At 43.8% G+C, this 22,528-nt stretch carries 20 protein-coding genes; 11 read left to right on the top strand and 9 right to left on the bottom strand.

The window, feature by feature from the left end:
• Positions 1-24: 24 nt before the first annotated feature.
• From V6M43_RS04170 to V6M43_RS04180, 3 genes are read right to left on the bottom strand one after another with little or no spacing between them, the layout of a single operon-like run.
• Positions 25-795 carry an MBL fold metallo-hydrolase gene (locus V6M43_RS04170; RefSeq protein ID WP_332732777.1) on the bottom strand — a complete coding sequence of 257 codons (771 nt, stop codon included), beginning with the start codon at positions 793-795 and terminating at the stop codon, positions 25-27.
• Positions 796-810: 15 nt separating this feature from the next.
• Positions 811-1,134, bottom strand: a complete 324-nt coding sequence (locus V6M43_RS04175; protein WP_332732778.1) for a hypothetical protein — start codon at positions 1,132-1,134, stop codon at positions 811-813.
• A 38-nt stretch (positions 1,135-1,172) separates the two neighbouring features.
• A complete protein-coding gene (locus V6M43_RS04180) occupies positions 1,173-2,729 on the bottom strand; it encodes a T9SS response regulator signal transducer PorX (protein WP_332732779.1) in 1,557 nt (518 codons plus the stop codon).
• Positions 2,730-2,810: 81 nt separating this feature from the next.
• Here V6M43_RS04180 and V6M43_RS04185 point away from each other — a divergent pair, with 81 nt between their 5' ends.
• From V6M43_RS04185 to V6M43_RS04205, 5 genes are all read left to right on the top strand, one after another.
• Positions 2,811-4,061 carry an HD domain-containing protein gene (locus tag V6M43_RS04185; RefSeq protein ID WP_332734365.1) on the top strand — a complete coding sequence of 417 codons (1,251 nt, stop codon included), beginning with the start codon at positions 2,811-2,813 and terminating at the stop codon, positions 4,059-4,061.
• An 11-nt stretch (positions 4,062-4,072) separates the two neighbouring features.
• Positions 4,073-5,125 carry a UDP-3-O-(3-hydroxymyristoyl)glucosamine N-acyltransferase gene (lpxD, locus tag V6M43_RS04190; RefSeq protein WP_332732780.1) on the top strand — a complete coding sequence of 351 codons (1,053 nt, stop codon included), beginning with the start codon at positions 4,073-4,075 and terminating at the stop codon, positions 5,123-5,125.
• Positions 5,126-5,168: 43 nt separating this feature from the next.
• Complete coding sequence (locus tag V6M43_RS04195; RefSeq protein WP_332732781.1) at positions 5,169-6,575, top strand: bifunctional UDP-3-O-[3-hydroxymyristoyl] N-acetylglucosamine deacetylase/3-hydroxyacyl-ACP dehydratase; 1,407 nt, start codon at positions 5,169-5,171, stop codon at positions 6,573-6,575.
• Between the two features lie 79 nt (positions 6,576-6,654).
• Positions 6,655-7,461: an acyl-ACP--UDP-N-acetylglucosamine O-acyltransferase gene (gene lpxA, locus V6M43_RS04200; protein ID WP_039127179.1), complete on the top strand. Its 807-nt coding sequence runs from the start codon at positions 6,655-6,657 to the stop codon at positions 7,459-7,461.
• Entirely contained in the window at positions 7,442-8,062 is a 621-nt protein-coding gene (locus V6M43_RS04205; protein WP_332732782.1) for an ABC transporter ATP-binding protein, read from the top strand. The genes lpxA and V6M43_RS04205 overlap by 20 nt, the downstream gene beginning before the upstream one ends.
• Before the next feature lie 20 nt (positions 8,063-8,082).
• On the opposite strand, the gene V6M43_RS04210 is transcribed toward V6M43_RS04205, so the two are convergent.
• Together V6M43_RS04210 and tsaE are read right to left on the bottom strand one after the other, a co-directional pair.
• A complete protein-coding gene (locus V6M43_RS04210; RefSeq protein WP_039127173.1) occupies positions 8,083-9,297 on the bottom strand; it encodes an alanine dehydrogenase in 1,215 nt (404 codons plus the stop codon).
• Between the two features lie 31 nt (positions 9,298-9,328).
• Positions 9,329-9,733 (bottom strand): tRNA (adenosine(37)-N6)-threonylcarbamoyltransferase complex ATPase subunit type 1 TsaE, encoded by a 405-nt coding sequence (gene tsaE, locus V6M43_RS04215; protein ID WP_332732783.1) that lies wholly within the window; start codon positions 9,731-9,733, stop codon positions 9,329-9,331.
• A 116-nt stretch (positions 9,734-9,849) separates the two neighbouring features.
• On the opposite strand from tsaE, the gene V6M43_RS04220 reads away from it, so the two are divergent.
• Positions 9,850-11,982, top strand: coding sequence for a heavy metal translocating P-type ATPase (locus V6M43_RS04220; protein WP_332732784.1), 2,133 nt, complete (start codon positions 9,850-9,852; stop codon positions 11,980-11,982).
• Between the two features lie 14 nt (positions 11,983-11,996).
• Positions 11,997-13,892 carry a RecQ family ATP-dependent DNA helicase gene (locus tag V6M43_RS04225; protein WP_332732785.1) on the top strand — a complete coding sequence of 632 codons (1,896 nt, stop codon included), beginning with the start codon at positions 11,997-11,999 and terminating at the stop codon, positions 13,890-13,892.
• Between the two features lie 36 nt (positions 13,893-13,928).
• On the opposite strand, the gene V6M43_RS04230 is transcribed toward V6M43_RS04225, so the two are convergent.
• The gene (locus tag V6M43_RS04230; protein WP_332732786.1) at positions 13,929-15,509 is read right to left on the bottom strand and encodes a helicase HerA-like domain-containing protein; all 1,581 of its coding nucleotides are present in this window, start codon (positions 15,507-15,509) and stop codon (positions 13,929-13,931) included.
• A gap of 182 nt (positions 15,510-15,691) precedes the next feature.
• Between V6M43_RS04230 and V6M43_RS04235 the strand changes: the two genes are divergently transcribed.
• Complete coding sequence (locus tag V6M43_RS04235; RefSeq protein WP_332732787.1) at positions 15,692-16,399, top strand: response regulator transcription factor; 708 nt, start codon at positions 15,692-15,694, stop codon at positions 16,397-16,399.
• A 58-nt stretch (positions 16,400-16,457) separates the two neighbouring features.
• Here the strand turns inward: V6M43_RS04235 and ruvB are convergent, their stop codons facing one another.
• Complete coding sequence (gene ruvB / locus V6M43_RS04240) at positions 16,458-17,465, bottom strand: Holliday junction branch migration DNA helicase RuvB (RefSeq protein WP_332732788.1); 1,008 nt, start codon at positions 17,463-17,465, stop codon at positions 16,458-16,460.
• Between the two features lie 98 nt (positions 17,466-17,563).
• On the opposite strand from ruvB, the gene V6M43_RS04245 reads away from it, so the two are divergent.
• Together V6M43_RS04245 and V6M43_RS04250 are read left to right on the top strand one after the other, a co-directional pair.
• Positions 17,564-17,986: a MarR family winged helix-turn-helix transcriptional regulator gene (locus V6M43_RS04245; protein ID WP_332732789.1), complete on the top strand. Its 423-nt coding sequence runs from the start codon at positions 17,564-17,566 to the stop codon at positions 17,984-17,986.
• A gap of 43 nt (positions 17,987-18,029) precedes the next feature.
• Positions 18,030-18,920, top strand: a complete 891-nt coding sequence (locus V6M43_RS04250) for an NmrA family NAD(P)-binding protein (protein ID WP_332732790.1) — start codon at positions 18,030-18,032, stop codon at positions 18,918-18,920.
• Between the two features lie 79 nt (positions 18,921-18,999).
• Here V6M43_RS04250 and V6M43_RS04255 read toward each other — a convergent pair whose 3' ends face one another.
• Both V6M43_RS04255 and V6M43_RS04260 read right to left on the bottom strand, forming a co-directional pair.
• The gene (locus V6M43_RS04255) at positions 19,000-20,232 is read right to left on the bottom strand and encodes an OmpA family protein (RefSeq protein WP_332732791.1); all 1,233 of its coding nucleotides are present in this window, start codon (positions 20,230-20,232) and stop codon (positions 19,000-19,002) included.
• Between the two features lie 134 nt (positions 20,233-20,366).
• Entirely contained in the window at positions 20,367-21,113 is a 747-nt protein-coding gene (locus V6M43_RS04260) for a peptidoglycan DD-metalloendopeptidase family protein (protein WP_332732792.1), read from the bottom strand.
• An 80-nt stretch (positions 21,114-21,193) separates the two neighbouring features.
• Between V6M43_RS04260 and V6M43_RS04265 the strand changes: the two genes are divergently transcribed.
• Positions 21,194-22,525: an MFS transporter gene (locus tag V6M43_RS04265; protein WP_332732793.1), complete on the top strand. Its 1,332-nt coding sequence runs from the start codon at positions 21,194-21,196 to the stop codon at positions 22,523-22,525.
• Positions 22,526-22,528 lie beyond the last annotated feature (3 nt).

Below are 22,528 nucleotides of genomic sequence, written 5' to 3' on the forward strand. Positions count from 1 at the left end.
TATTTCCTTAATATAAAAAGATTATCAGCACTCTACCATTAATCCGTCATACGCAAGTTGCATTCCGGCTGGAAGTTCCTGGTTAATTACTGCATGCAGGCCTAATTGGTGACTGATATGTGTAAAATAAGCAATGGGAACTTTAAGCGATTCCACCATAGCTACAGCTTCTCCAAGGGTGAAATGGGAAATATGTTTTTCATGCCGGAGAGCATTCAGAACTATATATTTACTTCCTTGAATTTTCTCCTGTTCTGCCAAATCAATTCGATTGGCATCAGTGATATAAGTAAAATTTCCAAACCTGAATCCTAGTACAGGCATTTGCATATGCCATACCAGGATGGGAATTATATCAATATCACCAACGCTGAAAGGCTCAAGGTCGATGGCATGTATCTGAATGTCAGGAACACCTGGATATTTGCTTTCCGCAAATGCATAAGGAAACTCTCGAATGATAGCCATTTGCGTCATTTCATTTGCATAAATATTCATGGGTTTATGCGAAAAAAAATTATAGGCCCGAACATCGTCAAGTCCCGCTATATGATCCTTATGGGGATGTGTAAAAATAATGGCATCAAGATGCTTAACCTTTGCCCGTAACATCTGGTAACGGAAATCGGGAGTAGAGTCTACTACAATTGTAGTGGTAGCCGATTGAACAAGTATGCTGGAACGAAGCCTGTTATCCCGCTTATCCAGAGATGTGCACACCTCACATTCACATGCGATCATTGGCACCCCGCTGCTGGTACCGGTACCAAGGAATGTTATTTTAAGTGGCGACAAAAATGTTTGATTTGATTATTGTTCTGCGGGATTTTCAATATTGTCAGTTGGGTTGTTACCTGCCTCTTCTGCAGCTACACGGGCTCGTTCCAATACCTCTTCATATGTTTTCCTCGCTTCGGCACTCAACTCTTCCTTTGATATGCGGAGTTGTGGAATAATATCTAACATTGTGTTGATCCTCCCTTCGAGCTGAAGAAACTTGTTCAAAACCACTACTTTTTTTTGCTCCAGGATACAATAACCACTTTGAAAGGTTCCCCTTTCATAGCGTACAATATATGATGCTTCATCAAGTATTTGCTCAAGTTTATTGATTGTTGCCTGCGTATATTTCATGGTCAAAATGATGATCAAAGATAATGTACTGTCACTTATTACTTACTTGACATCTTAATGACAGGTACGATCATTTCTTCCAGGCTGATTCCACCATGTTGAAACGTATTGCGATAATAATTAACGTAATGGTTATAATTATTTGGATAACAGAGATAACCATCTTCTTTGGCAAAAATATAAGATGAATTTACCGTGGGTACCGGTAGGCCCGCCTCACGGGGATCCCGAATCGCCATCACATCCCGCGCCTCATAATTGAGGTTACGCCCATGTTTATACCTCAGGTTGGTGGTAGTTTGCTTGTCGCCCAAAACTTTATGGGGTGTATTCACCCGTACCGATCCATGGTCTGTGGCCAGTATAAGATTGAACTTTTTGTCTGCAATTTTCCTGAGTGCCTGGAAAAGTGGCGAATGCTCAAACCAGCTGGCGGTAATGCTTCTATAACTGATTTCATCACTGGCCAGCTCTTTCAATACTTCCATTTCCGTACGCGCATGGCTCAGCATGTCAACAAAATTGTAAACGATAATATTGAGGTCATTACTCAGGAGATTATGCATATTGTTAACCAGTTCGTTTCCTGCCTGGTGATTAACAACCTTTATGTAGGAGAACTTAATATCCTCTCTTTTCAGACGTTTCAGCTGAGCACGAAAAAAACTCTCCTCCTGTAAATTCTTCCCACCTTCATCTTCATCATTCCGCCATAACTGGGGAAATTGTTTTTCTATTTCAACGGGCATTAGTCCCGCAAATATTGCATTACGCGCATACTGGGTGGCAGTTGGTAGTATACTATAAAAACAATCCTCTTCCAGAATGCGAAAATATTCGGAAAAAATTGGCTGGATGGCCTTCCATTGGTCAAATCGAAGATTATCTATCAACACAAAGAATGTAGGTATGCCAGGTTCTATATGCGGCAATACTTTAAAACGAAAAACGGTATTAGACATAATGGGCGACTCGCTGGATTTGGGATTTACCCAGCTCAGATAATTCTTTGATACGAATTTGCAGAACTCTGTATTAGCTTCCTGCTTCTGACTTTGCAGAACCTCCTGCATTTCAGGCGAATCGCTTTTCTCCATTTCCAGTTCCCAATAAACCAGTTTTTTATAGATATCCATCCAGTCATTATAATCAGGATTGGAATTGAGTGCCATAAAAAGGTTCCTGAACTGCTGCTGGTAGGCGAATGTGGTCTTCTCTGCAACCAGCCTTTTATTATCAAGAATTTTTTTCAGACTAAGTAATACCTGGTTGGGATTCACCGGTTTGATCAGGTAATCGCTTATTTGCGAACCGATGGCATCATCCATAAGGTTCTCCGTTTCATTCTTGGTGATGAGCACCACTGGTATCTGCTGGCTGATCTCTTTGATCTGGGCCAATGTTTCCAGTCCTGTCATCCCGGGCATGGTTTCATCCATGAGGACCAGGTCAACCGGATTGGCCTTTACAAAATCAATGGCATCAAAGCCATTGGTAAGGGTATGCACTACATAACCTTTTGTTTCCAGGAAAAGCTTCTGGCTTTGAAGGCTTTCCATTTCGTCGTCGACCCAGAGTATAGTTGCTAATGGCATGAATCCAAATGTAATTTATCTGTTGCGGCTTCGTACTTTTGCCGGCTACTATTTAACGAATTTAACAAAACATGGAAGGTGATGCAGACAGGCAGGAAAATTGTGAATGACCCCGTGTATGGTTTCATTACCATCAATGACCCGCTTGTTTTCAGGGTCATCAGCCACAGGTATTACCAGCGGTTAAGGCGCATCCAACAGATGGCTTTCGCCCAGCTCGTATACCCGGGAGCAGTGCATACCCGCCTTCATCATTCACTTGGGGCTTATCATTTGATGGGAAATGCACTTGCCGAGCTTCGCAGCAAGGGCGTAGAGATAACTGCTGAAGAAGAAACTGCTGCCAAAATTGCAATTCTGCTTCATGATGTGGGTCATGGCCCCTACTCTCACGCACTCGAACAAACGCTTATAGAAGGGATTCATCATGAGCAGCTTTCGGTCCTTATCATGGAAGCTTTGAACAAAGAAATGAATGGAGCCCTTTCACTCGCCATCTGCATCTTCAGGGGTAATTACCATAAACCATTTCTTCATCAGCTAATATCGGGTCAGCTGGATGTGGACCGTATGGACTACCTTACCCGCGACAGTTTTTTTACAGGTGTTTCTGAAGGTGTAATAGGCTATGACCGGATCCTCAAGATGCTGGCAGTACACGATGGTGAGTTGGTAGTAGAGGAAAAAGCTATTTATACAATTGAGAAATTCCTGGTATCACGCCGGCTGATGTACTGGCAGGTTTACTTGCATAAGACGGTACTATGCGCAGAGAAAATGCTGGTAAATATTATCCGTCGTGCGCGCTACCTCATCAATTATGGTACCGCTGTAACAGCTCCCTCAGATGTGCTGGATTTTTTCCTTCAAAAGCAGTCGCCCCCCGACCTAAGTGAACAACTAGACCGTTTTTGCCAATTGGATGATTTCGATGTTATGGGGGCTATTAAAAGCTGGACTAACCACCCCGACAAAGTTTTGGCAGCTCTATGCCGGATGATCGTGGACCGCAGATTGCTGAAGGTCCGCCTACAGGCCGATCCTGTTTCAGACTCGTTGATACAGGAGAAACGCAATGCCATTGCTGCATATGCCGGAATTTCTGTAGAGGACGCTTCTTATCTTGTATTTAGCGGGGAAGCAAGCAATACAACCTATGACCCTTCTGAAGAAAGGATAAATATTCTTTTTAAAGATGGTACTGTCAGGGATATTTCACAGGTAGATAATGCGCTCATTCAGCACAATTTATCCCGCCCTGTTAAAAAATATTACTTTTGTTTCCTTAATCCGGAAACGGCATCCGGTTTATTTGATAGCATGCCGTATTAAATTAATATCATATGCAATTCAGTGCCGCGCAGATCGCTGTCCTGATCAATGGAAGAGTTGAAGGAAATGCCGACACCCAGGTTGGGTCTTTCGGTAAAATTGAAGAGGCAGCTGAAGGGCAACTTTCGTTTTTGGCCAATCCAAAATACGAAGACTATCTATATAGCACATCGGCTTCCATCATTATCGTGAATGAAAGTCTTCAATTACGCCAACCGGTAACTGCCACCCTTATAAGGGTATCAGATGCCTATTCTGCTTTCGCCACCCTTCTCTCCAAATACCAGGAAATGAAGGCAATGCAGTTGGTAGGAAGGCAGGAACCCTCCTATATATCCCCATCCGCTTCCATTGGAGAGGGCGTTTTCATTGGTGCCTTTGCCTATATCGGGGATAATGTGATTATTGGCAACCAGGCGAAAATCTATCCCAATACATATATTGGAAATAATGTAAGCATTGGGGACCGCAGTATTATTCATCCGGGTGTAAAAATATATTTCGATTGTAAAATAGGCCAGCAGGTTACTATTCATGCGGGAACTGTAATTGGTAGCGACGGCTTTGGTTTTGCTCCCCAGCCCGATGGCAGTTTCAAAAAAGTACCACAAATCGGTAATGTTGTAATAGAAGACCGTGTAGAGATCGGCGCCAATGCCACCATCGACCGGGCAACCATCGGCAGCACCATCATTCGATCAGGGGCGAAGCTGGATAACCTTTTACAGATTGCACATAATGTTGAAGTGGGAAACAATACCGTAATTGCCGCCCAGGTTGGAGTTAGCGGAAGTACAAAAATCGGTAATAACGTTATGATAGGGGGGCAGGCAGGCATAGTTGGACATATCACAATAGCCGATGGCTCCAAGATCAATGGACAAAGTGGAGTAAGTAAGTCTATCAAGGAACCTAATACATCCGTAACCGGTTCACCTGCATATGATTATACAAGTGCCCTCCGTAGCCAGGCACTAAGCCGTAATCTTCCCGAAATGGAGAAAAGACTTAAGGAACTGGAACAAATGGTAAAGCAGCTTTTAGCTGAAAGAACAGCAATATAGAAGAGCTGGAAACAATAAATTATATAAGAACTACATCAGCAGCATGCAAGCAAATTTCAATCCCGATAAACAACATACAGTAGGCGCAGAAATTAGTATATCAGGAACCGGCCTCCATACCGGTGTAAAAGTTGATATGACTTTTCGTCCCGCAGCACCTGGCTTCGGGCTCCAGTTCCAACGTATCGATCTTCCTGGACAACCAATTATTAAAGCGGATTGTGACCTTGTTACTGACACTTCAAGAGGAACTACAATCGAAGACAATGGAACAAGAGTCAGTACCGTAGAGCATGTACTGGCAGCATTGGTAGGTATGGGCGTTGATAACTGCCTGATCGAAATTAACGGTCCTGAAACCCCCATCATGGATGGTAGCAGCCAGCCATTCGTGGAACTCTTGCAGGAAGTTGGTGTGCAGGAACAACCCGCCGCCAAAGCCTGGTACAGCATTGATGAGAATATATATTTTTATGATGAGCAGAAAAGGGTGGAAATGGTGGCTATGCCTTCCATGGACTACCAGATCACCACGCTCATCGATTTTAATTCACCTGTATTAGGAACCCAGCATGCTGGCCTCAAGAATATGCGTGAGTTTGTAAAGGAGATTAGTCCCTGCCGCACTTTTGTATTTCTTCATGAACTGGAAATGCTGCTGGATAACAACCTTATTAAAGGTGGCGATATCAACAACGCGATTGTTGTGGTTGACAAACCAGTTACCGAACAGGAAATGCAAAGGCTGGCTAAATCGTTTGGCCGCGATAAAATGGAGGTAAAACATGAAGGCTATCTCAATAACCTGACACTTCGCTTTCCCAATGAACCGGCACGCCATAAACTGCTTGATGTAGTGGGAGATCTTGCTTTGATAGGTTATCCTGTAAAGGCACGCATCATTGCAAATCGTCCCGGGCACAGCACCAATGTAGAGTTTGCCCGTAAAATCAAACAGTACATAAAGAAGAACCGTCATCTTAAAGATGTTCCGGTTTATGACTGCACCCAGCCGCCCATCTTCACTGCACAGCAAATAGAACAGACACTCCCTCACCGTTATCCTTTCCTGCTGGTAGATAAGATCATTGAGTTAACAGATAAGGTAATAGTGGGAGTAAAAAATGTAACATTTAATGAGCCCTTTTTCCAGGGTCACTTTCCTAATAACCCCGTGATGCCGGGTGTTCTGCTCTGTGAGGCACTTGCCCAAACCGGAGGTATTCTGGCAATTAATTCTATGCCGGGTGGGCAATATGATACATATTTCCTTAAGATCGACAACTGTAAATTCAAGCAGAAAATCGTACCTGGTGATACTATGCTGCTGAAGATGGAACTCACTGCTCCTATTCGCAGGGGTATATGTGAAATGCGGGGAACTGTATATGTAGGCAACAAGCTTTGTGCTGAAGCCGATATGGTAGCACAGGTCGTCAAAAGGGATTAGTGGAAGGAGCCAAAAGCGATAAATACCTTATTTACCCTATTTTTGCACGTCAGATTAAAAGTCTGACGTTTTTTTTAATATGATTCATCCTCATACTTATATACATCCGAATGCACGCCTCGCCACTAACGTTAAGGTAGATCCCTTTACCGTGATCCACCAGGACGTTGAAATTGGGGAAGGCACCTGGATTGGGAGCAACGTTACAATCATGGAAGGGGCACGTATTGGCAAAAATTGCCGCATCTTTCCTGGTGCTGTATTAGCCGCCACTCCCCAGGATCTTAAGTTCGAAGGTGAATATTCCAATATCGAGATCGGTGATGGAACCACCATCCGGGAATTTGTAACTATCAACCGGGGAACCAAAGACAGGGGCAAGACGTCTGTGGGAAAGAATTGCCTTATAATGGCCTATAGCCATCTGGCACATGATTGTATGGTTGGGAATAATGTCATCATGAGCAATAATGTGCAGATGGCAGGTCATGTAACTGTTGGCGATTGGGCAATTATTGGAGGTGTAAGCGCAGTTCACCAGTTTGTTTCCATTGGCCAACATGCATTTGTTAGCGGGGGATCACTTGTAAGTAAAGATGTTCCGCCCTATATAAAAGCCGCCCGCACACCCCTATCGTATGCGGGAGTAAACTCAGTAGGCCTTAAGCGCCGAGGCTTCAATATTGACCGCATCAATCATATTCTTGATATATACCGGATACTTTATAATAAGGGTATGAATACCTCCCAGGCCCTGGAATATATCGAAGAAGAGTTCAGCGCCACAGATGAGCGGGATGAAATCGTGACCTTTGTTCGGGAGAGTGGCCGTGGAATCATCAAGCGCTTCACCAAAGGCAGCAGTGATGACGATATCTCTATCTGATGCAGGTAAACGGTTCAACCGTGAATGGATCTTCCGGAGACTCAGCCATCGTTTTGAATCCGGCAGATCTTACGCCATTACCGGCCCAAATGGTTCAGGAAAATCAACATTATTACAAGTTATCGCCGGTGCTGTTGCTCCCTCTGCGGGAACAGTCACCTATAGCTCTTCAGCAAAAGCCATAGAAGCCGAGAATGCCTATCTACACCTATCAATTGCAGCCCCATATCTCGAACTCATAGAAGAAATGACCGCAACGGAACTTTTGCATTTCCACCAGGGCTTCAAACCACTCCTTCCCACACATTCTATATCATCTGTGTTGGAAATTGTGGGACTTGAAAAAGCGGCCCATAAACAAATAAGGTATTATTCCTCGGGCATGAAGCAACGCATCAAACTCGCCCAGGCAATCTTTTCAGAAACACCGGTTTTGCTTCTTGATGAGCCCTGCACCAATCTCGATGCAAGTGGTATCATGCTTTATCAGCAATTGATCTCAGAATATTGTAAGGACAGGCTGGTAATAGTTAGCAGCAATGACCCACAGGAATATGGTTTTTGCGGGGAAGAAATAATGATCAGCGATTATAAAAAGTGAGTACTAAAAGATACCCCTCTTCATCTTCTGCTGGCAATCAATAAATTCAAATCAGTATACTTTAGGTTGAAACGTTGGCTCAAATGGAAATGAGTAAGAGCCCCTTTGAAAAGATATATTCCGCTTCTGAGATGAACTTTATGCCAGATGAGGTTTTCTATCCCCCCTTCTTCCGAGGCTTCAAGTAAAAGCGGCATGAGCACATTACTGATGGCATGGGAGGCCGTTCTGGCAAAACCTGAAGGGATATTCGGAACACAATAATGAATTACTCCATACTTCATGAAGATCGGCTGCTCGTGGCTGGTAATCTCAGAAGTTTCAAAACATCCGCCACTATCAATGCTAACGTCTATGATCACACTGCCAGGACGCATATTGCTGACCATTTCTTCTGTTACCACCACCGGAGCTCTTCCACTATTGCTACGCAGCGTTCCAACAGCTACTTCGCAGGTCTTTAATTGTTTGGCCAGTATCTTAGGTTCCAGTACGGAAGTCCAGAGCCTGTGACCTATATTATCCTGCAATTGCTTGAGGCGATAGACACTATTGTCGAATACTTTTACTGATGCGCCAAGCGCCATAGCTGCCCGGGCAGCATACTCTCCCACGATTCCGGCACCAAGAATTATGACCTTTGTAGGTGGAATACCGGTTATACCTCCCAATAAAACACCCTTACCGTGATTGGCAGATCCCAGGTACTGTCCCGCTATCAGCATTACAGCACTTCCAGCAATCTCACTCATACTCCGGACAATCGGGAATGTTCCGTTCTCATCTTTAAGATTTTCAAAAGAGAGTGCGGTAATACGTTTCTCCATCATCTTCTCCAACAACTCTGCTTTCAGCAAGCCGATATGCATAGGGCTAATGATGATATGATTAGGCTGAAGATGACAAATATCTTCTTCAATAACAGGTGCACTTTTGACGAGGATGGGAGCCTTGTAAACTTCGGCTTTGTCATAAACAATCCTGGCCCCAGCTTCACTATAATCCTTATCGCGATAATGCGCAGCATCGCCTGCATTGTGTTCAATTACAACCTGGTGACCATTGCTGACAAGTACCCCCACCGCATCCGGGGTAAGGGCAACGCGGTTTTCCTGGAAGGCGATTTCCTTGGGAATACCAATATGCAGTTGGGCCCCTCGGGGCTTAACATCAAGTGTTTCTTCCAGCGTTTCATAACTGAAAGATGGGCTGATAAAAGGTTTCTGCTGGGCCATGTAATGGTTAAAAGGGATGGGAAATTACAAATTAAAACGTTAGCAACCGACTACCGTCTTCCTGCTGTTCCAGGAATATCCTCATTGTATCCGTTGGCAGAAGGTGGGGTATTTTCTCGGGCCATTCCACAAAGCACCAGTTTCCGCTATAAAGGCAGTCTTCAACACCTGCATCAATAGCCTCCTGCTCATCTCGAAGACGGTAGCAATCGATATGGTAAACCGGGCCACCCGTGGTGCCATATTCATTAATGATGGAAAAAGTGGGGCTACCCACCGCATCTCTTACACCAAGGGAGTCACAGAATGCATGAACAAGAGTGGTTTTTCCTGCTCCCATTGAACCCTGGAGTGCTATTGTTCTTTTAGTACCGGCTTCAGATATAAGTTTGGAAACAACAGCGGGCAATTCTCCTAAAGAAAACTTCAAATGCATTAAACAAAGTTAATTAAATGAGAAGCTGCAACAGAGTATCTTTTTTATTACGGTGATGTACAAGGTTGCCATGATCTCTTCCGTAAATTTGCAGGTGCAATCATAAAGAATTTAAGATGAAAGAGATGGAATCGGTTAACTGGAAGGTAGAGGGGATGTCATGTGCAAACTGCGCATTAAGTGTTTCTAAGTTCCTGGAGAAAGAGGGTATGAAGAATGTAAAAGTAAACCCGATTGATGGTGATGTGCATTTTGAGGTTGTTGAACTAGATGAAGGTGTTAGCAAATCGCTAACCCGTGGCATTGAATCACTAGGCTATAAAGTTGTGGATGAAAAGCTTGCCACCAGTTCCGCTACTACAAGGCCACCAATGAATAAATACCTGCGGTACCTGTTGATCTGCCTGCCTTTCACCATTGTAATGATGCTACATATGATACCAGGAATCCACATTCACTGGCTGATGGATCCCTGGTTACAATTTGCACTTTGTTTACCGGTATATATAGTTGGGATGTCTTTCTTCGGACGTAGTGCTATCAAAAGCGTGGTGAGCGGAAGTCCAAATATGAATGTACTGATCGCCATCGGTGCAACTGCTGCATTTGTATACAGCCTTATCGGAACACTTATGGGCCAGGGAGATCAATACCTTTTCTATGAGACCTCAGCAAGCATCATCACCCTTGTTTTTCTTGGCAATTATATGGAAGATGTATCCATACAAAGTACCCAACGCGAATTAAATAAACTTGCAAAAAGCCAGAAGGTGATGGCTAATATGATTGCCTTTGATGACAAACACCAGGAAATTATTTTTCCGATAGAGAATACACAACTAAAGAGTGGCGACCTGATACTGGTAAAGAATGGGGAACAGGTACCGGCAGATGCAAAGATACTTTGGGGACAAGCAAGTGTGAGTGAGGCCATCATTACCGGAGAAAGTCTTCCGGTTGAAAAAAAAGCGAAGGACAAGCTGATAGGGGGCAGCCTTATCATCGATGGAACCGTAAAAGCGCAGGTGATCTCAGCTGCAGATCAATCTGTACTGGCCAATATAATCAACCTGGTCAAGAAAGCACAGGGAGATAAGCCTCCCGTTCAGAAACTTGCGGACCGTATCAGTGCCATCTTTGTACCGGTAGTGCTGGTTATTTCACTGATAACTTTTGTTGGTAATTATATTTATCTCGATGATTTAACCCCGGCGCTCATGCGAAGTATTGCAGTTCTGGTTGTGGCCTGTCCCTGCGCTATGGGATTGGCAACACCTGCAGCCATTGCTGTGGGACTAGGCAGGGCAGCGAAGAATGGAATATTATTCCGCAATGCAAAATCATTAGAAGCATTCCGCGAAATCAAGCAGGTGGTTTTTGATAAAACAGGTACACTCACAACTGGCAATTTTGAATTAGCAGGGTTTCAGGCAATGGGGATTGAGGAAGCAGAATTTAAGCGTATAGCATATTCACTCGAACGGTATTCAAACCATCCCATTGCACAATGTGTAACAAAAGCCTTCAAAAGTTCCAATGAAATCCGTTGGGCAAAAATTGAGGAGGTAAAAGGCAGAGGTATGCATGCATTCAGTAAGGACGTCGATGAATACTGGGCATCCTCGTATGCGCTGGCAAATGATCACACAGATGAAGATCATCATAATGTTTATATCATTCGCAATAACCACCTTATCGGTTGGATCGATGTAAAAGACGAGATAAGAGAAGAAGCACGTACTGTAATCAATTATCTGCACTCAAAGAATGTAAAAACGATTTTGCTAAGTGGAGACAGGCAGCGAAAATCTGAGGAACTTGGGAAGACACTTGGAATCGATACCGTTATAGCGGAGCGATCCCCAGAAGAAAAATTACAGATCATTGAAGACCTGAATGCAGCAACACCAACAGCCATGATTGGTGATGGAATCAATGACGCACCTGCCCTTGCAAAAGCAACTATAGGAGTGTCATTAAGCGATGCATCACAGGTTGCAATGCAAACCGCTGATGTGGTGTTGATGAATCATGGTTTAAAAAATCTTCCGCTCGCGCTGGGATTAGGCAAGCATACACTAATTACCATTAAACAAAATCTGGCCTGGGCTTTTGCCTATAATATAATTGCCATTCCTATTGCTGCCTTTGGTTACCTGACCCCAACTTTTGGGGCACTTGTAATGGGACTGAGTGATGTTGTATTGGCTATCAATTCTGTTCGATTATTTGTGAAGCGTGTATATTAGGCAGACGAAAGGATTTGGACAGTATCCATACCATATTAAAAAACTACTGGGGCTATGAAAATTTCAGGCCTTTACAGGAAGACATTATAAAGTCGGTACTTTATGGGCGTGACACATTAGCATTGCTTCCTACAGGTAGTGGTAAGTCGGTTTGCTACCAGGTACCCGCCTTAGAAATGCCCGGGATATGCCTGGTAGTAAGTCCTCTCATTGCATTGATGAAAGACCAGGTGGGGCAGTTGCAACATAAAGGGATAACCTCCCTTGCCATCCATACCGGGATGTCATATAAAGAGGTGATGAAGACCATGGAAATGGCCAATAACAGCAGGCTCAAACTACTGTATGTTTCCCCGGAAAGGCTGCAGACAAAATTGTTTCGCGAATTCCTTCCCTCCCTTCCCATTTCACTACTGGCAATTGATGAAGCTCATTGCGTATCACAATGGGGTTATGACTTCCGCCCCAGTTATTTGCAGATCGCAGCCTTGCGGGAGTATCTCCCAAAGGTTCCTGTGCTGGCATTAACTGCTTCCGCTACACCGTTGGTGCAGGAGGATATCGCAACCCAATTACAGCTTCGGGATCCGGCAATCATTAAAGGTTCTTTTGCCCGCGAAGCGCTTTCCTATAGCTGCTTTGAAGATGATAACAAACTGAAGCGCCTGGCTAATATCATTGAAAACGTTCCGGGCTGTGCTATTGTATATTGCAGGAGCCGCAAAAGAACTGTTGATGTATGCAGGCATTTAGAGGAAAAGGGAATCACAGCCACCTATTATCATGCAGGATTAGACCAGGAGGAACGTTCAGAACGTCAGCGATCATGGACTACCAACCAGGTGAGGGTGATGGTAAGTACGAATGCATTCGGCATGGGCATCGACAAACCAGATGTCAGAACAGTGATACATTATGATGTACCCGATTGCCTGGAGAATTATTACCAGGAGGCAGGCAGGGCTGGCAGAGACCGCGAAAAGGCCTATGCTGTTCTATTATATAATGTCCGTGAACTGGAAGAGTTGGAAATGCAACTGGAGAAAAAATATCCCTCGCCGGAAACTATCCGTAAAGTTTACCAGGCGATTGCGAATTTTCTTCATCTTCCAACGGGCACCGGAGAGGGAAACACATTTGATTTCGACCTCAACATGTTTTGCAATAATTTCCAATTTGACCGAACCACTACCATAAATGCACTGCAAACCCTCCAGGCTGAAGGCTATTGTGCGCTGAACGAATCTGTTTATACACCACCGCGGGTACAGTTCATCTGTGACCGGCAATGGCTCGAAGCATACGAAAACCAACATCCAGACATGGAAATGTTGATCAAGGCAATGCTTCGAAATTATGAAGGGATATTTTCTTATCCGGCGATTATCAGTGAATCCTACCTCGCCAAAATTTTGCGCGTAGACAAGATCGTTATACGCAACCAGCTTCATGAGTTACATCAATACGGTCTTATACATTATTACCCGCAGAAAGATCAGCCGCAATTGTTATTATTGGCAGAAAGGATGAAGGCAGAATATGTGATCATCAACAAGCAGGCACTCGATAAAAGAAAAGCACTGGCCACAGAAAGAATTTCATCGCTCAAAAAATATATCAGTGGGGATGGCTGCAGAAGCGTTTATATAGGAAATTATTTTGGTGATGAAACAATGAAAGAATGTGGTATTTGTGATAATTGCATTTCTAAGAAAAAGCGGAGTATTCCAGCAGCAAGAGTGTGTAAGGATATGCTTAGCCTGTTAAGTACAAATGAGCATACCTACGAAAGTTTAAAGAAGGGTCTTCCCTATGCATGCGATGAAAAAAATATATGGGATTGTATCAGAATTCTTGAAAGTGAAGCACTGATAAGAATTGAAACCAGCGGCAAGATCAGAAAGACCTGAGCAACATCAATTTTGTTGTTCCGGTGTTGATCAAGCTCACCAAAGGCTCTTTTTCCTGGTGGTCCTACCTCCAAGCCCAAGTGCGCCAAGTAAAGTTCTGGTTATGACACTTGCAGCGGTACGCCCTACCTGGCGGGCAGCGGAGCTATCGAGCATTTCTTCCAGAACTGATTTATCTTCTTTGGTACGACCGCCGGAGGACTTAGCTTTTTCTGTTCTTGCAGCTTCTTTTTCAGCTGCCTCTTTCTCTGCTTTACCAGCTGCTTCCTCAAGCTTTGCTGAAAGCATTTCATATGCACTGTCACTATCTGTTACCTGGTTATACTTCTTTGCCAGTTTGCTACTGTTTACAAGATTACCAATTTCATCTTCAGAAAGAATATCCATGCGGCTCCTTGGTGAAATAAGAAGAACATGCACCAGTGGTGTGGGAATGCCTTTTTCATTTAACATGGTGACTAGTGCTTCTCCAATTCCGAGTTGAGTGAGCAATTCATCTGTCTGGTAGAATTCTGTTTCCGGATAATTCTCAGCAGCCTGTTTAATAACCTTGCGATCTGCCGCGGTAAAGGCACGAAGGGCGTGTTGGATCTTCAGGCCTAGCTGGCCAAGAACATCTTTAGGAACATCCATTGGGTTCTGCGTGCAGAAAAAAATCCCTATGCCTTTAGAACGGATAAGCTTAATGATCGTTTCTATCTGTTGCAGCAGGGCATCGCTGGCTTCCTCAAAAATTAAATGGGCTTCGTCTATAAAGATTACCAGCTTGGGTTTATCCAGGTCACCCTCTTCAGGGCAGGAACCGTATAATTCTGCCAGAAGTTGCAGCATAAAAGTGGAGAATAATTTAGGCCTGTCCTGCAAATCCGTAACCCTTAGAACAGAAACAACTCCCCTGCCATCATCAGAAATACGCATGAGATCATCCACTTCAAAACTCTTTTCGCCAAAAAATGTATCAGCACCCTGTTGTTGCAACTCCACTACTTTACGGAGAATGGTACCAGTACTGGTAGAAGATATCTTTCCATAATCCTTTTCCAGTTCTGCCTTTCCTTCGTTGCTGATATATTGAAGCACTTTGATGAAATCTTTAAGATCCAGCAGGGGCAGCTGCTGGTCATCACACCATTTGAAAATCATTGCTACGAAACCCGCCTGTGTATCATTAAGACCGAGTATCTTACTGAGAAGAACCGGACCAAATTCACTAACGGTAGCCCTTAAGCGCACGCCGGGTTCCCCACTCAGCGACAATAATTCAACGGGATAAGCAACTGGCTGGTAATTCATACCCAGGTGCTGGTAGCGTTCCCTGATCTTATCATTTTCAGCCCCAGGGGCAGCAATACCGCTGAGGTCTCCTTTTATATCCATCAACAATACAGGTACGCTGTTATCGCTTAAAACTTCGGCCAAAACCTGCAGGGTTTTTGTTTTACCAGTGCCTGTAGCGCCTGCTATAAGGCCGTGACGGTTCATCGTCTTCAGGGGCAGCAATACATCTGCATCGGGAACAGGAAGACCATTTAACATCCCTATACCAATTTTCGCGGCCTCACCTTTGAATGAATATCCCTTCTTTATTGATTCAGTAAAAACTACACTGTCAGCCATGATCGTTGAATTTAGTTACCAAAATAATAAAATAATGGCAGTAAACCCCGGAGCACAATAATGGTCGTATTATTGTAAATCGGGTGAAATTCAAATTAAAGCCATTTAACAAAAGATTATCCCGCATAGGTTTAGCGGTAGAAATGATTTAATTTTATTTTATCACCCATAAAATAATTGCTATGGAAGAAAAGAAAGCGAAAATACTATTGTGCGAAGATGATCAGAACCTTGGACTGGTCTTGAAAAATTACCTTGAGCTGAATGATTTTGATGTTGTGCTGGAAAGAGATGGCAGGTTGGGACTGGCCGCATTCCAGCGTGAAAAATTTGACCTTTGCCTGCTGGATGTCATGATGCCAAATATGGATGGTTTTACGCTGGCGGAAGAAATACGTGATATTGATCCTGATATTCCATTATTCTTTTTGAGTGCCAAAACGATGAAAGAAGATATCATTCAAGGGTATAAGCTTGGGGCCGATGATTATATCACCAAACCATTTGACAGTGAAGTACTGTTGATGAAGATAAAGGCTATACTTAAGCGCAATGAGGAGTTGAACAAGGAACAGGAGAACAGGGAGTTCGATCTTGGCAGCTTTCATTTCAATCCAAAGCTTCGCGAACTCAGCCATGGTGGCCAGATGCAAACACTTTCGCCAAAAGAGAATGAATTATTAAAAATGCTGGCGGAACATATGAATGATCTCCTTCCCCGCGAGCAGGCATTGAAAAAGATCTGGGGTAGCGACACTTATTTTAATGGCCGCAGTATGGACGTTTATATCGCTAAACTTCGCAAATACCTGAAAGAGGATACAAATATTGAGATTGTGAATATCCATGGAAATGGTTTCAGGCTTGTAGTTCCACAGGATGTTGAGTAAAAGTGCTTTGAATATTTTCAATAAAAAAACACCAGGCAGGCTGGTGTTTTTTTATTCATCAAACATTAAATAAGTTCGGTCCATCCCCGCTCCTCTTTCCCTGCTTACCAAGGTGTTCGTAAGCCTTGAAAGTAGCTTCGCGTCCCCTCGGAGTTCTTTGAAGAAAACCTTCCTGGATCAGGAAGGGCTCATATACTTCCTCAAGGGTTCCTGCCTCCTCACCTACTGCAGTGGCAATGGTGGTAATACCCACGGGACCACCCTTAAATTTCTCTATTATGGCAGATAGAATCCGGTTATCCATCTCATCCAGTCCGTGTTCATCAACATTCAATGCTTTCAGTGCATGCCTTGTTATGCCGATATCTATCTGGCTGTCGTTCAAAACCATGGCAAAATCCCTAACCCTGCGCAGCAAGCCGTTTGCAATTCGGGGGGTTCCTCTTGATCTACCCGCAATTTCTTTAGCTGCATCAGCTGTGATAGGAACATTCAGTAAATTGGCAGAACGGAGAATGATCCCCTCAAGTGTGGAAGCAGTATAATATTCTAACCTTGATTTGATTGCAAACCTCGATAATAGTGGGGCGGTAAGTAACCCGCTACGTGTAGTGGCTCCAATGAGGGTAAAGGGATTGAGGTTTATCTGGATGCTGCGGGCATTGGGGCCACTGTCAATCATGATATCAATCCTATAATCTTCCATAGCTGCATAGAGATACTCTTCTACAACGGTACTTAACCTATGGATCTCATCAATAAACAATACATCATTGGGTTGCAGATTGGTAAGGAGTCCGGCCAGATCAGCCGGCTTTTCAATCACGGGGCCGGAAGTTTCCCTGATCTGCGCCCCCATCTCATTGGCAACAATACGTGAAAGTGTGGTTTTTCCCAGTCCGGGAGGCCCATGGAACAAAACATGATCCAATGCTTCCCCCCTGATCTTCGCAGCTTTTATAAATATTTTAAGGTTATCAATGATTTGGGATTGACCCGCAAAATCAGCGATTTCTTTTGGCCGCAAACTATTCTCAAATTCCTTTTCAACAGGATTGAGTTGCATGGGATCTTGATGAAGATTTGGATTGCTCATGTTCAATCCAATATTAAAACAATAATTTTATTTGCATATACAAATGAAAATTTCGTATTTTTGTCTTGATGAAGACGACAGAAAGCAGGTTTAGTAAATGCATGTATTTTTCCAGTGGTGCCCTTGCGAGAAAAATTGAGAAACTAGCCATTGAAAGCTGGAAGAAAATCGATCTTTCACCTAGTCATGCATACTTACTTCTGATGGTTCTGGAAGATCCGGGAATGCAACCAGGAGCTTTGGCGGATGAACTACAACTGAGTCCCAGTACCATTACACGCCTTATTGAAAAACTGGAAGAGAAAAAACTAGTTATCCGAACCACCGAAGGGAAACTCACAAATGTATATCCAACCCCCCGGGGAAAGGAATTATTACCTCAGATGAAACAATGCCTTGCTGAATTTAATGAACGTTTTGGATCTGTGCTTGGAAAGGAAGAAAGCACAAAGCTGATACATAATATTAACCGTATTACAGACAAACTATAATATATTTTTTTATCTATTCATTTGTATATACAAACATAAAGTTATGAAGTATGTAATTCTTGGTGGCGCCGGCCACATATCGAAACCAATGGCCATGCAATTACTCGCTGCGGGTCATGAAGTAACTGTAATTGGACGCAGTGCTGAAAACCTGTCTGCGCTTGTTAGAGAAGGAGCCAAAGCTGCAATTGGGTCAATTAATGACAAGGATTTCCTGGTGCAAACATTCAGAGGAGCGGATGCCGTTTATACAATGGTTCCGCCTACTATGGAAGCAGAAGACTGGAAGGGTTATTTTGCAGAAGTTGGCAGTAAGTATGCAACAGCAATCCGTGAAGCGGGTGTCAGCCATGTTGTAAATCTCAGTAGCATTGGGGCACACAATCGTGATGGATGCGGACCCGTTTCCGGATTATTCAAGGTAGAAGAAGCTTTAAATTCGTTGGAGGGAGTAAATATCCTTCACCTTCGGCCTGCTTATTTCTATTACAATTTCCTGGCCTCCATTCCAATGGTGAAAGGAATGCAGATCATAGGAAGTAATTTTGGCCATGAAACATTCAGTCTTGCTATTTCTGACACATCTGATATAGCAGCAGAAGCTGCGAGGGCATTGCTTGACCTTGATTTTAAAGGCCATTCGTACCGTTACCTCTATAGTGATGAAAGAACAACATCTGAAATTGCAGCAGTAATCGGGGAGGCAATTGGAAATAAAAATCTACCCTGGGTTGCATTCACTGATGAACAAATGTTAGACGGATTATTGGCAGCAGGACTACCCCGGGAAGTTGCCAGTAATTATACCGAAATGGGTGGCGCAATCCGTTCTGGAAAGTTACAGGAGGATTTCCAGCTAAACCGGCCTTCTGTTTCCGGGAAGGTAAAACTGGAAGATTTTGCTCGTCAATTTAAAGAAGCATATGAGGCCTGATGATTTGAGACAGAACCTGGTCTACAAAAAAAGCCGTCTCTTTTGGAGACGGCTTAGTTCTTGTTTTTAGGTTTTTCAACTATTTCTCTCTGAGTTGTACAGAAATTCTTCTATCCGCTCTTCTTTCTTCATCCGAGGCATCCTCTGCAATTTTTGCAAGGTCTTCACCATATCCTTCTGCCCCTTCCAGTTGAGCAGCATTAGCACCTCCTGCTTTTATAGCTGCAAGTACGGCATCAGCTCTTTCCTGGCTAAGCTTCTTATTGGCAGCATCATCCCCTGTTTTATCAGTATATCCCCCGATCTTGATCTTTGCCTTGGGGTATGCCTTTAAAATGGCAACAATATTATTTACCTGCGCCTGGCTTTCAGCTGTAAGCCTTGCGCTTCCAACTTCAAAATTGATATTGTCGAAATCAAACCACCGATCTTTTCCTGCTGTGCAGGATGAATCATTCAGGCAGTTAACTAATTTATCTTCTATTCCTCCCCTGTAAGCGTCAATTTCAGAATTATCAGCAAGCTTAACTTTTAAACTTTCGCGGGTTGGTGTAACAGGCGTAACAGTAGTGGCTGTAGTATCGGGCACGGCAACAGGTGTTTCAGTTCTGATCTCCTCTTTATCTGCTCCATTACATCCTTTCATAAGATATAGTAAGAGTGCCACGGCTGCGAGGCCTAGTAACAAAGGCATAAGCCATGAGCCGGATTTTTTTTCGGTGTGAACAGTTTCCGTATGCGTGTGCGTAGTGGCATGAGTAGCATCATGCCTTTCGGTTTCACGCCCCCCAAATAATCCTGAGAGATTTAACCCCCCGGGCAAAGCATTTTGAAAACTGCTTTTCTGACCACTGAGCAGCGACAACAATCCCGAACCGGATAGTCCATTATCACCTGCATGTTTTCCCAGCACCCCCAAAACCAGCGGAACGATCGAACCAAGAAGGGAAGCTGCGGAAGATCCCTTGATACCTGCAAATTGGGCGATTGCATTTGCGATCCCTCCTACTTTATCACCCAGCACAGCCGAAAGGAGTCCTGGTGATGATTCTGGTATACCTCCACCGGCACTGCTGAAAGTATCGCCGAGGTTATTAAGGATCCCCGTGTTAAGAGCACGCTTGGCAAGGTCCATAATGGAGTCACCACCATCCATTTCTGCCTTACTGGTGATTCCTAAAAGTGTTGTAGGAATAAGACCGGATAAAGCCCTTCCAATAGAAGAATCTGATTCACCGAGATAAGAGGCTGCTTTGCCAACGGTGTCGGGCGATAGAAATCCCTTAACCGCATCAAGAATGTTAAATGCCATGGCTTCCAGTTTAATGATTGATTAATGAATAAATGCTTAAACGATCAGGGGTTAACCAGGCCAGGTCTTTGACAGGATGGCACACAAATTATCGAAATTTTCAATTGTATGTATAGAGAAAAAAGAATATTTCATTACGGTTTTGCCTGACCGAATACCAATAGCCTGTTCATTTGTAAAACCAGATCTGGATCCGGACAATTCAACAACCATGCCTCCCGATCTGAATATCGGCATACACCGGGGTAATCGCCTACATGCATACCAATATCCTCAATGATCTGAAAATGCAGGTGTGGAGGCCATTCACCGTTTTCAGCAGGGTTGCCGAAATGAGCAACTACCTGGCCACGATTGATGTATTGTCCTGCTGTTAATTGCTGAATATCAGAAATAGAAACATGTCCATATAATGTATAAAATGGAAGGGCCTCAAGCTGGTGGAGTAAAACTATAGTTGCTCCGTAATTACCCAATCCCTCGTTGTATCCGATACTATGTACCATACCCCCAAGGAAGGCATGAACAGGTGTTCCCTCCGGTCCCCATATATCAGTTCCCAGATGAAGTCGGCGAGGTTCATCTCGTTCAGTAAAGAGAGTGCTCCGGCTGTACATATGCCGCAATTCATTGTAACCTCCTATCAGGAATGCTGCTTCCCGCTTAATGCGGAGATCTTCCATAAAACGACAAAACGTTTCTGTATCATCAGCAATATCCTCGGGCAGGTCTCCACCACGTCGAAGATCAACAGGCGCTATGGCTTCCTTATTTGGATCAAAAGCGATTACCTGATGATACTCATGCTGATGGCGTTTCAACAATGCAGAAAGAGCTGTTACCATATCGGCAAAGATAGCGCAACGGTTTGCTGTGGACATTTAAATAGAACTAAGATGCCTATAATAATATAAAGCCTCGATGGAATACTTAAATTTAAGTACCAACGCAACGATTGCTTATGACCATTCCAAAACCCCGTCTATCCTTTTGGCAGATAATCAATATGAATGTGGGATTCTTCGGAATCCAATATAGTTTTGGCCTGCAACAGACTGCCATTAATCCCCTATACACATTTCTTGATGCCCGACCCGAAGAGCTTCCCATTCTCAATCTTGCCGGGCCTATGACCGGATTGCTGATTCAACCTATTATCGGTGCTTTGAGCGACCGCACCTGGCATCCGCGATGGGGAAGACGAAAGCCATATTTCCTGATTGGCGCCATCTTTTGTAGTCTTTGCCTTTTTGCGTTCCCGTTCAGCAGGGCGCTCTGGATGGCGGCGGGATTACTCTGGGTGCTCGACGCAGCCAACAATACTGCCATGGAACCATACCGTGCTTTCATTGCCGATAAACTTGATGCCAAACAGCAGCCCATGGGTTTTCTGACCCAAAGCTTCTTTACAGGGCTCGGAATTACCCTCGCTAATTTATCGCTGGGCTTTTTCAGGGAATTGATTGATGGGAAATCAGCTGCCGGCATACCTTACTGGGTGTATGGCTCTTTCTTTGTGGGTGGAATAGCTTCAATCCTTTCCGTGCTTTGGTCAGTTTTAAAAACCCCGGAGATACCACCCACCGCAGAAGAGCTGCAGGAATTAAAGGCCAGAAAATCGGGTGTGCTTGAACCAATGAAAGAGATCATCCATGCTATTCGTGATATGCCTCCAGTGATGTGGCAACTTGCACTCATATATCTTTTCCAATGGTATGCGATGTTCTGCTATTGGCAATTCGTTTCATTAAGTATTGCCAAATCAGTTTTCAATACAAGTGCAACAGGCGAACTTTATGAAGAGGCCGTGGTATTAGCCGGAAAAGTAAACGGATTCTATAATATCATCACCTTTGTTTCAGCGTTTGGCCTTGTATGGCTGGCCAACCGATTCAGCGCTAAACTTGTTCATATTTTATGCTTACTGATGGCAGGGATAGCATTACTCGTATTCCCGCATATTACCGATAAAGACCTGTTATATGCACCTATGGTGGGTTTTGGTATCGCCTGGGCCAGTATGATGGGAGTACCCTATATAATGGTGGTGAGTAGTATCCCCAAAGAACGATATGGAGTATATATGGGCATAATCAATATGATGATTGTAATTCCGATGATCCTCCAAACGCTTTCTTTCGGCTGGGTATACAAAACTTTCCTTGCAAGCGACCCGGGTAAGGCAATAAGTTTTGCAGGCACTCTCCTTCTGCTTGCCGCTTTGGCAACAATTCGAATTAAGCCCAAAAATATAGCTGGGGAAAAAATCATACCCGCAGGAGGCGGACATTAAGAT

Origin of the sequence: Flavihumibacter sp. (genome assembly GCF_036676075.1) — a bacterium.
GTDB lineage: Bacteria > Bacteroidota > Bacteroidia > Chitinophagales > Chitinophagaceae > Flavihumibacter.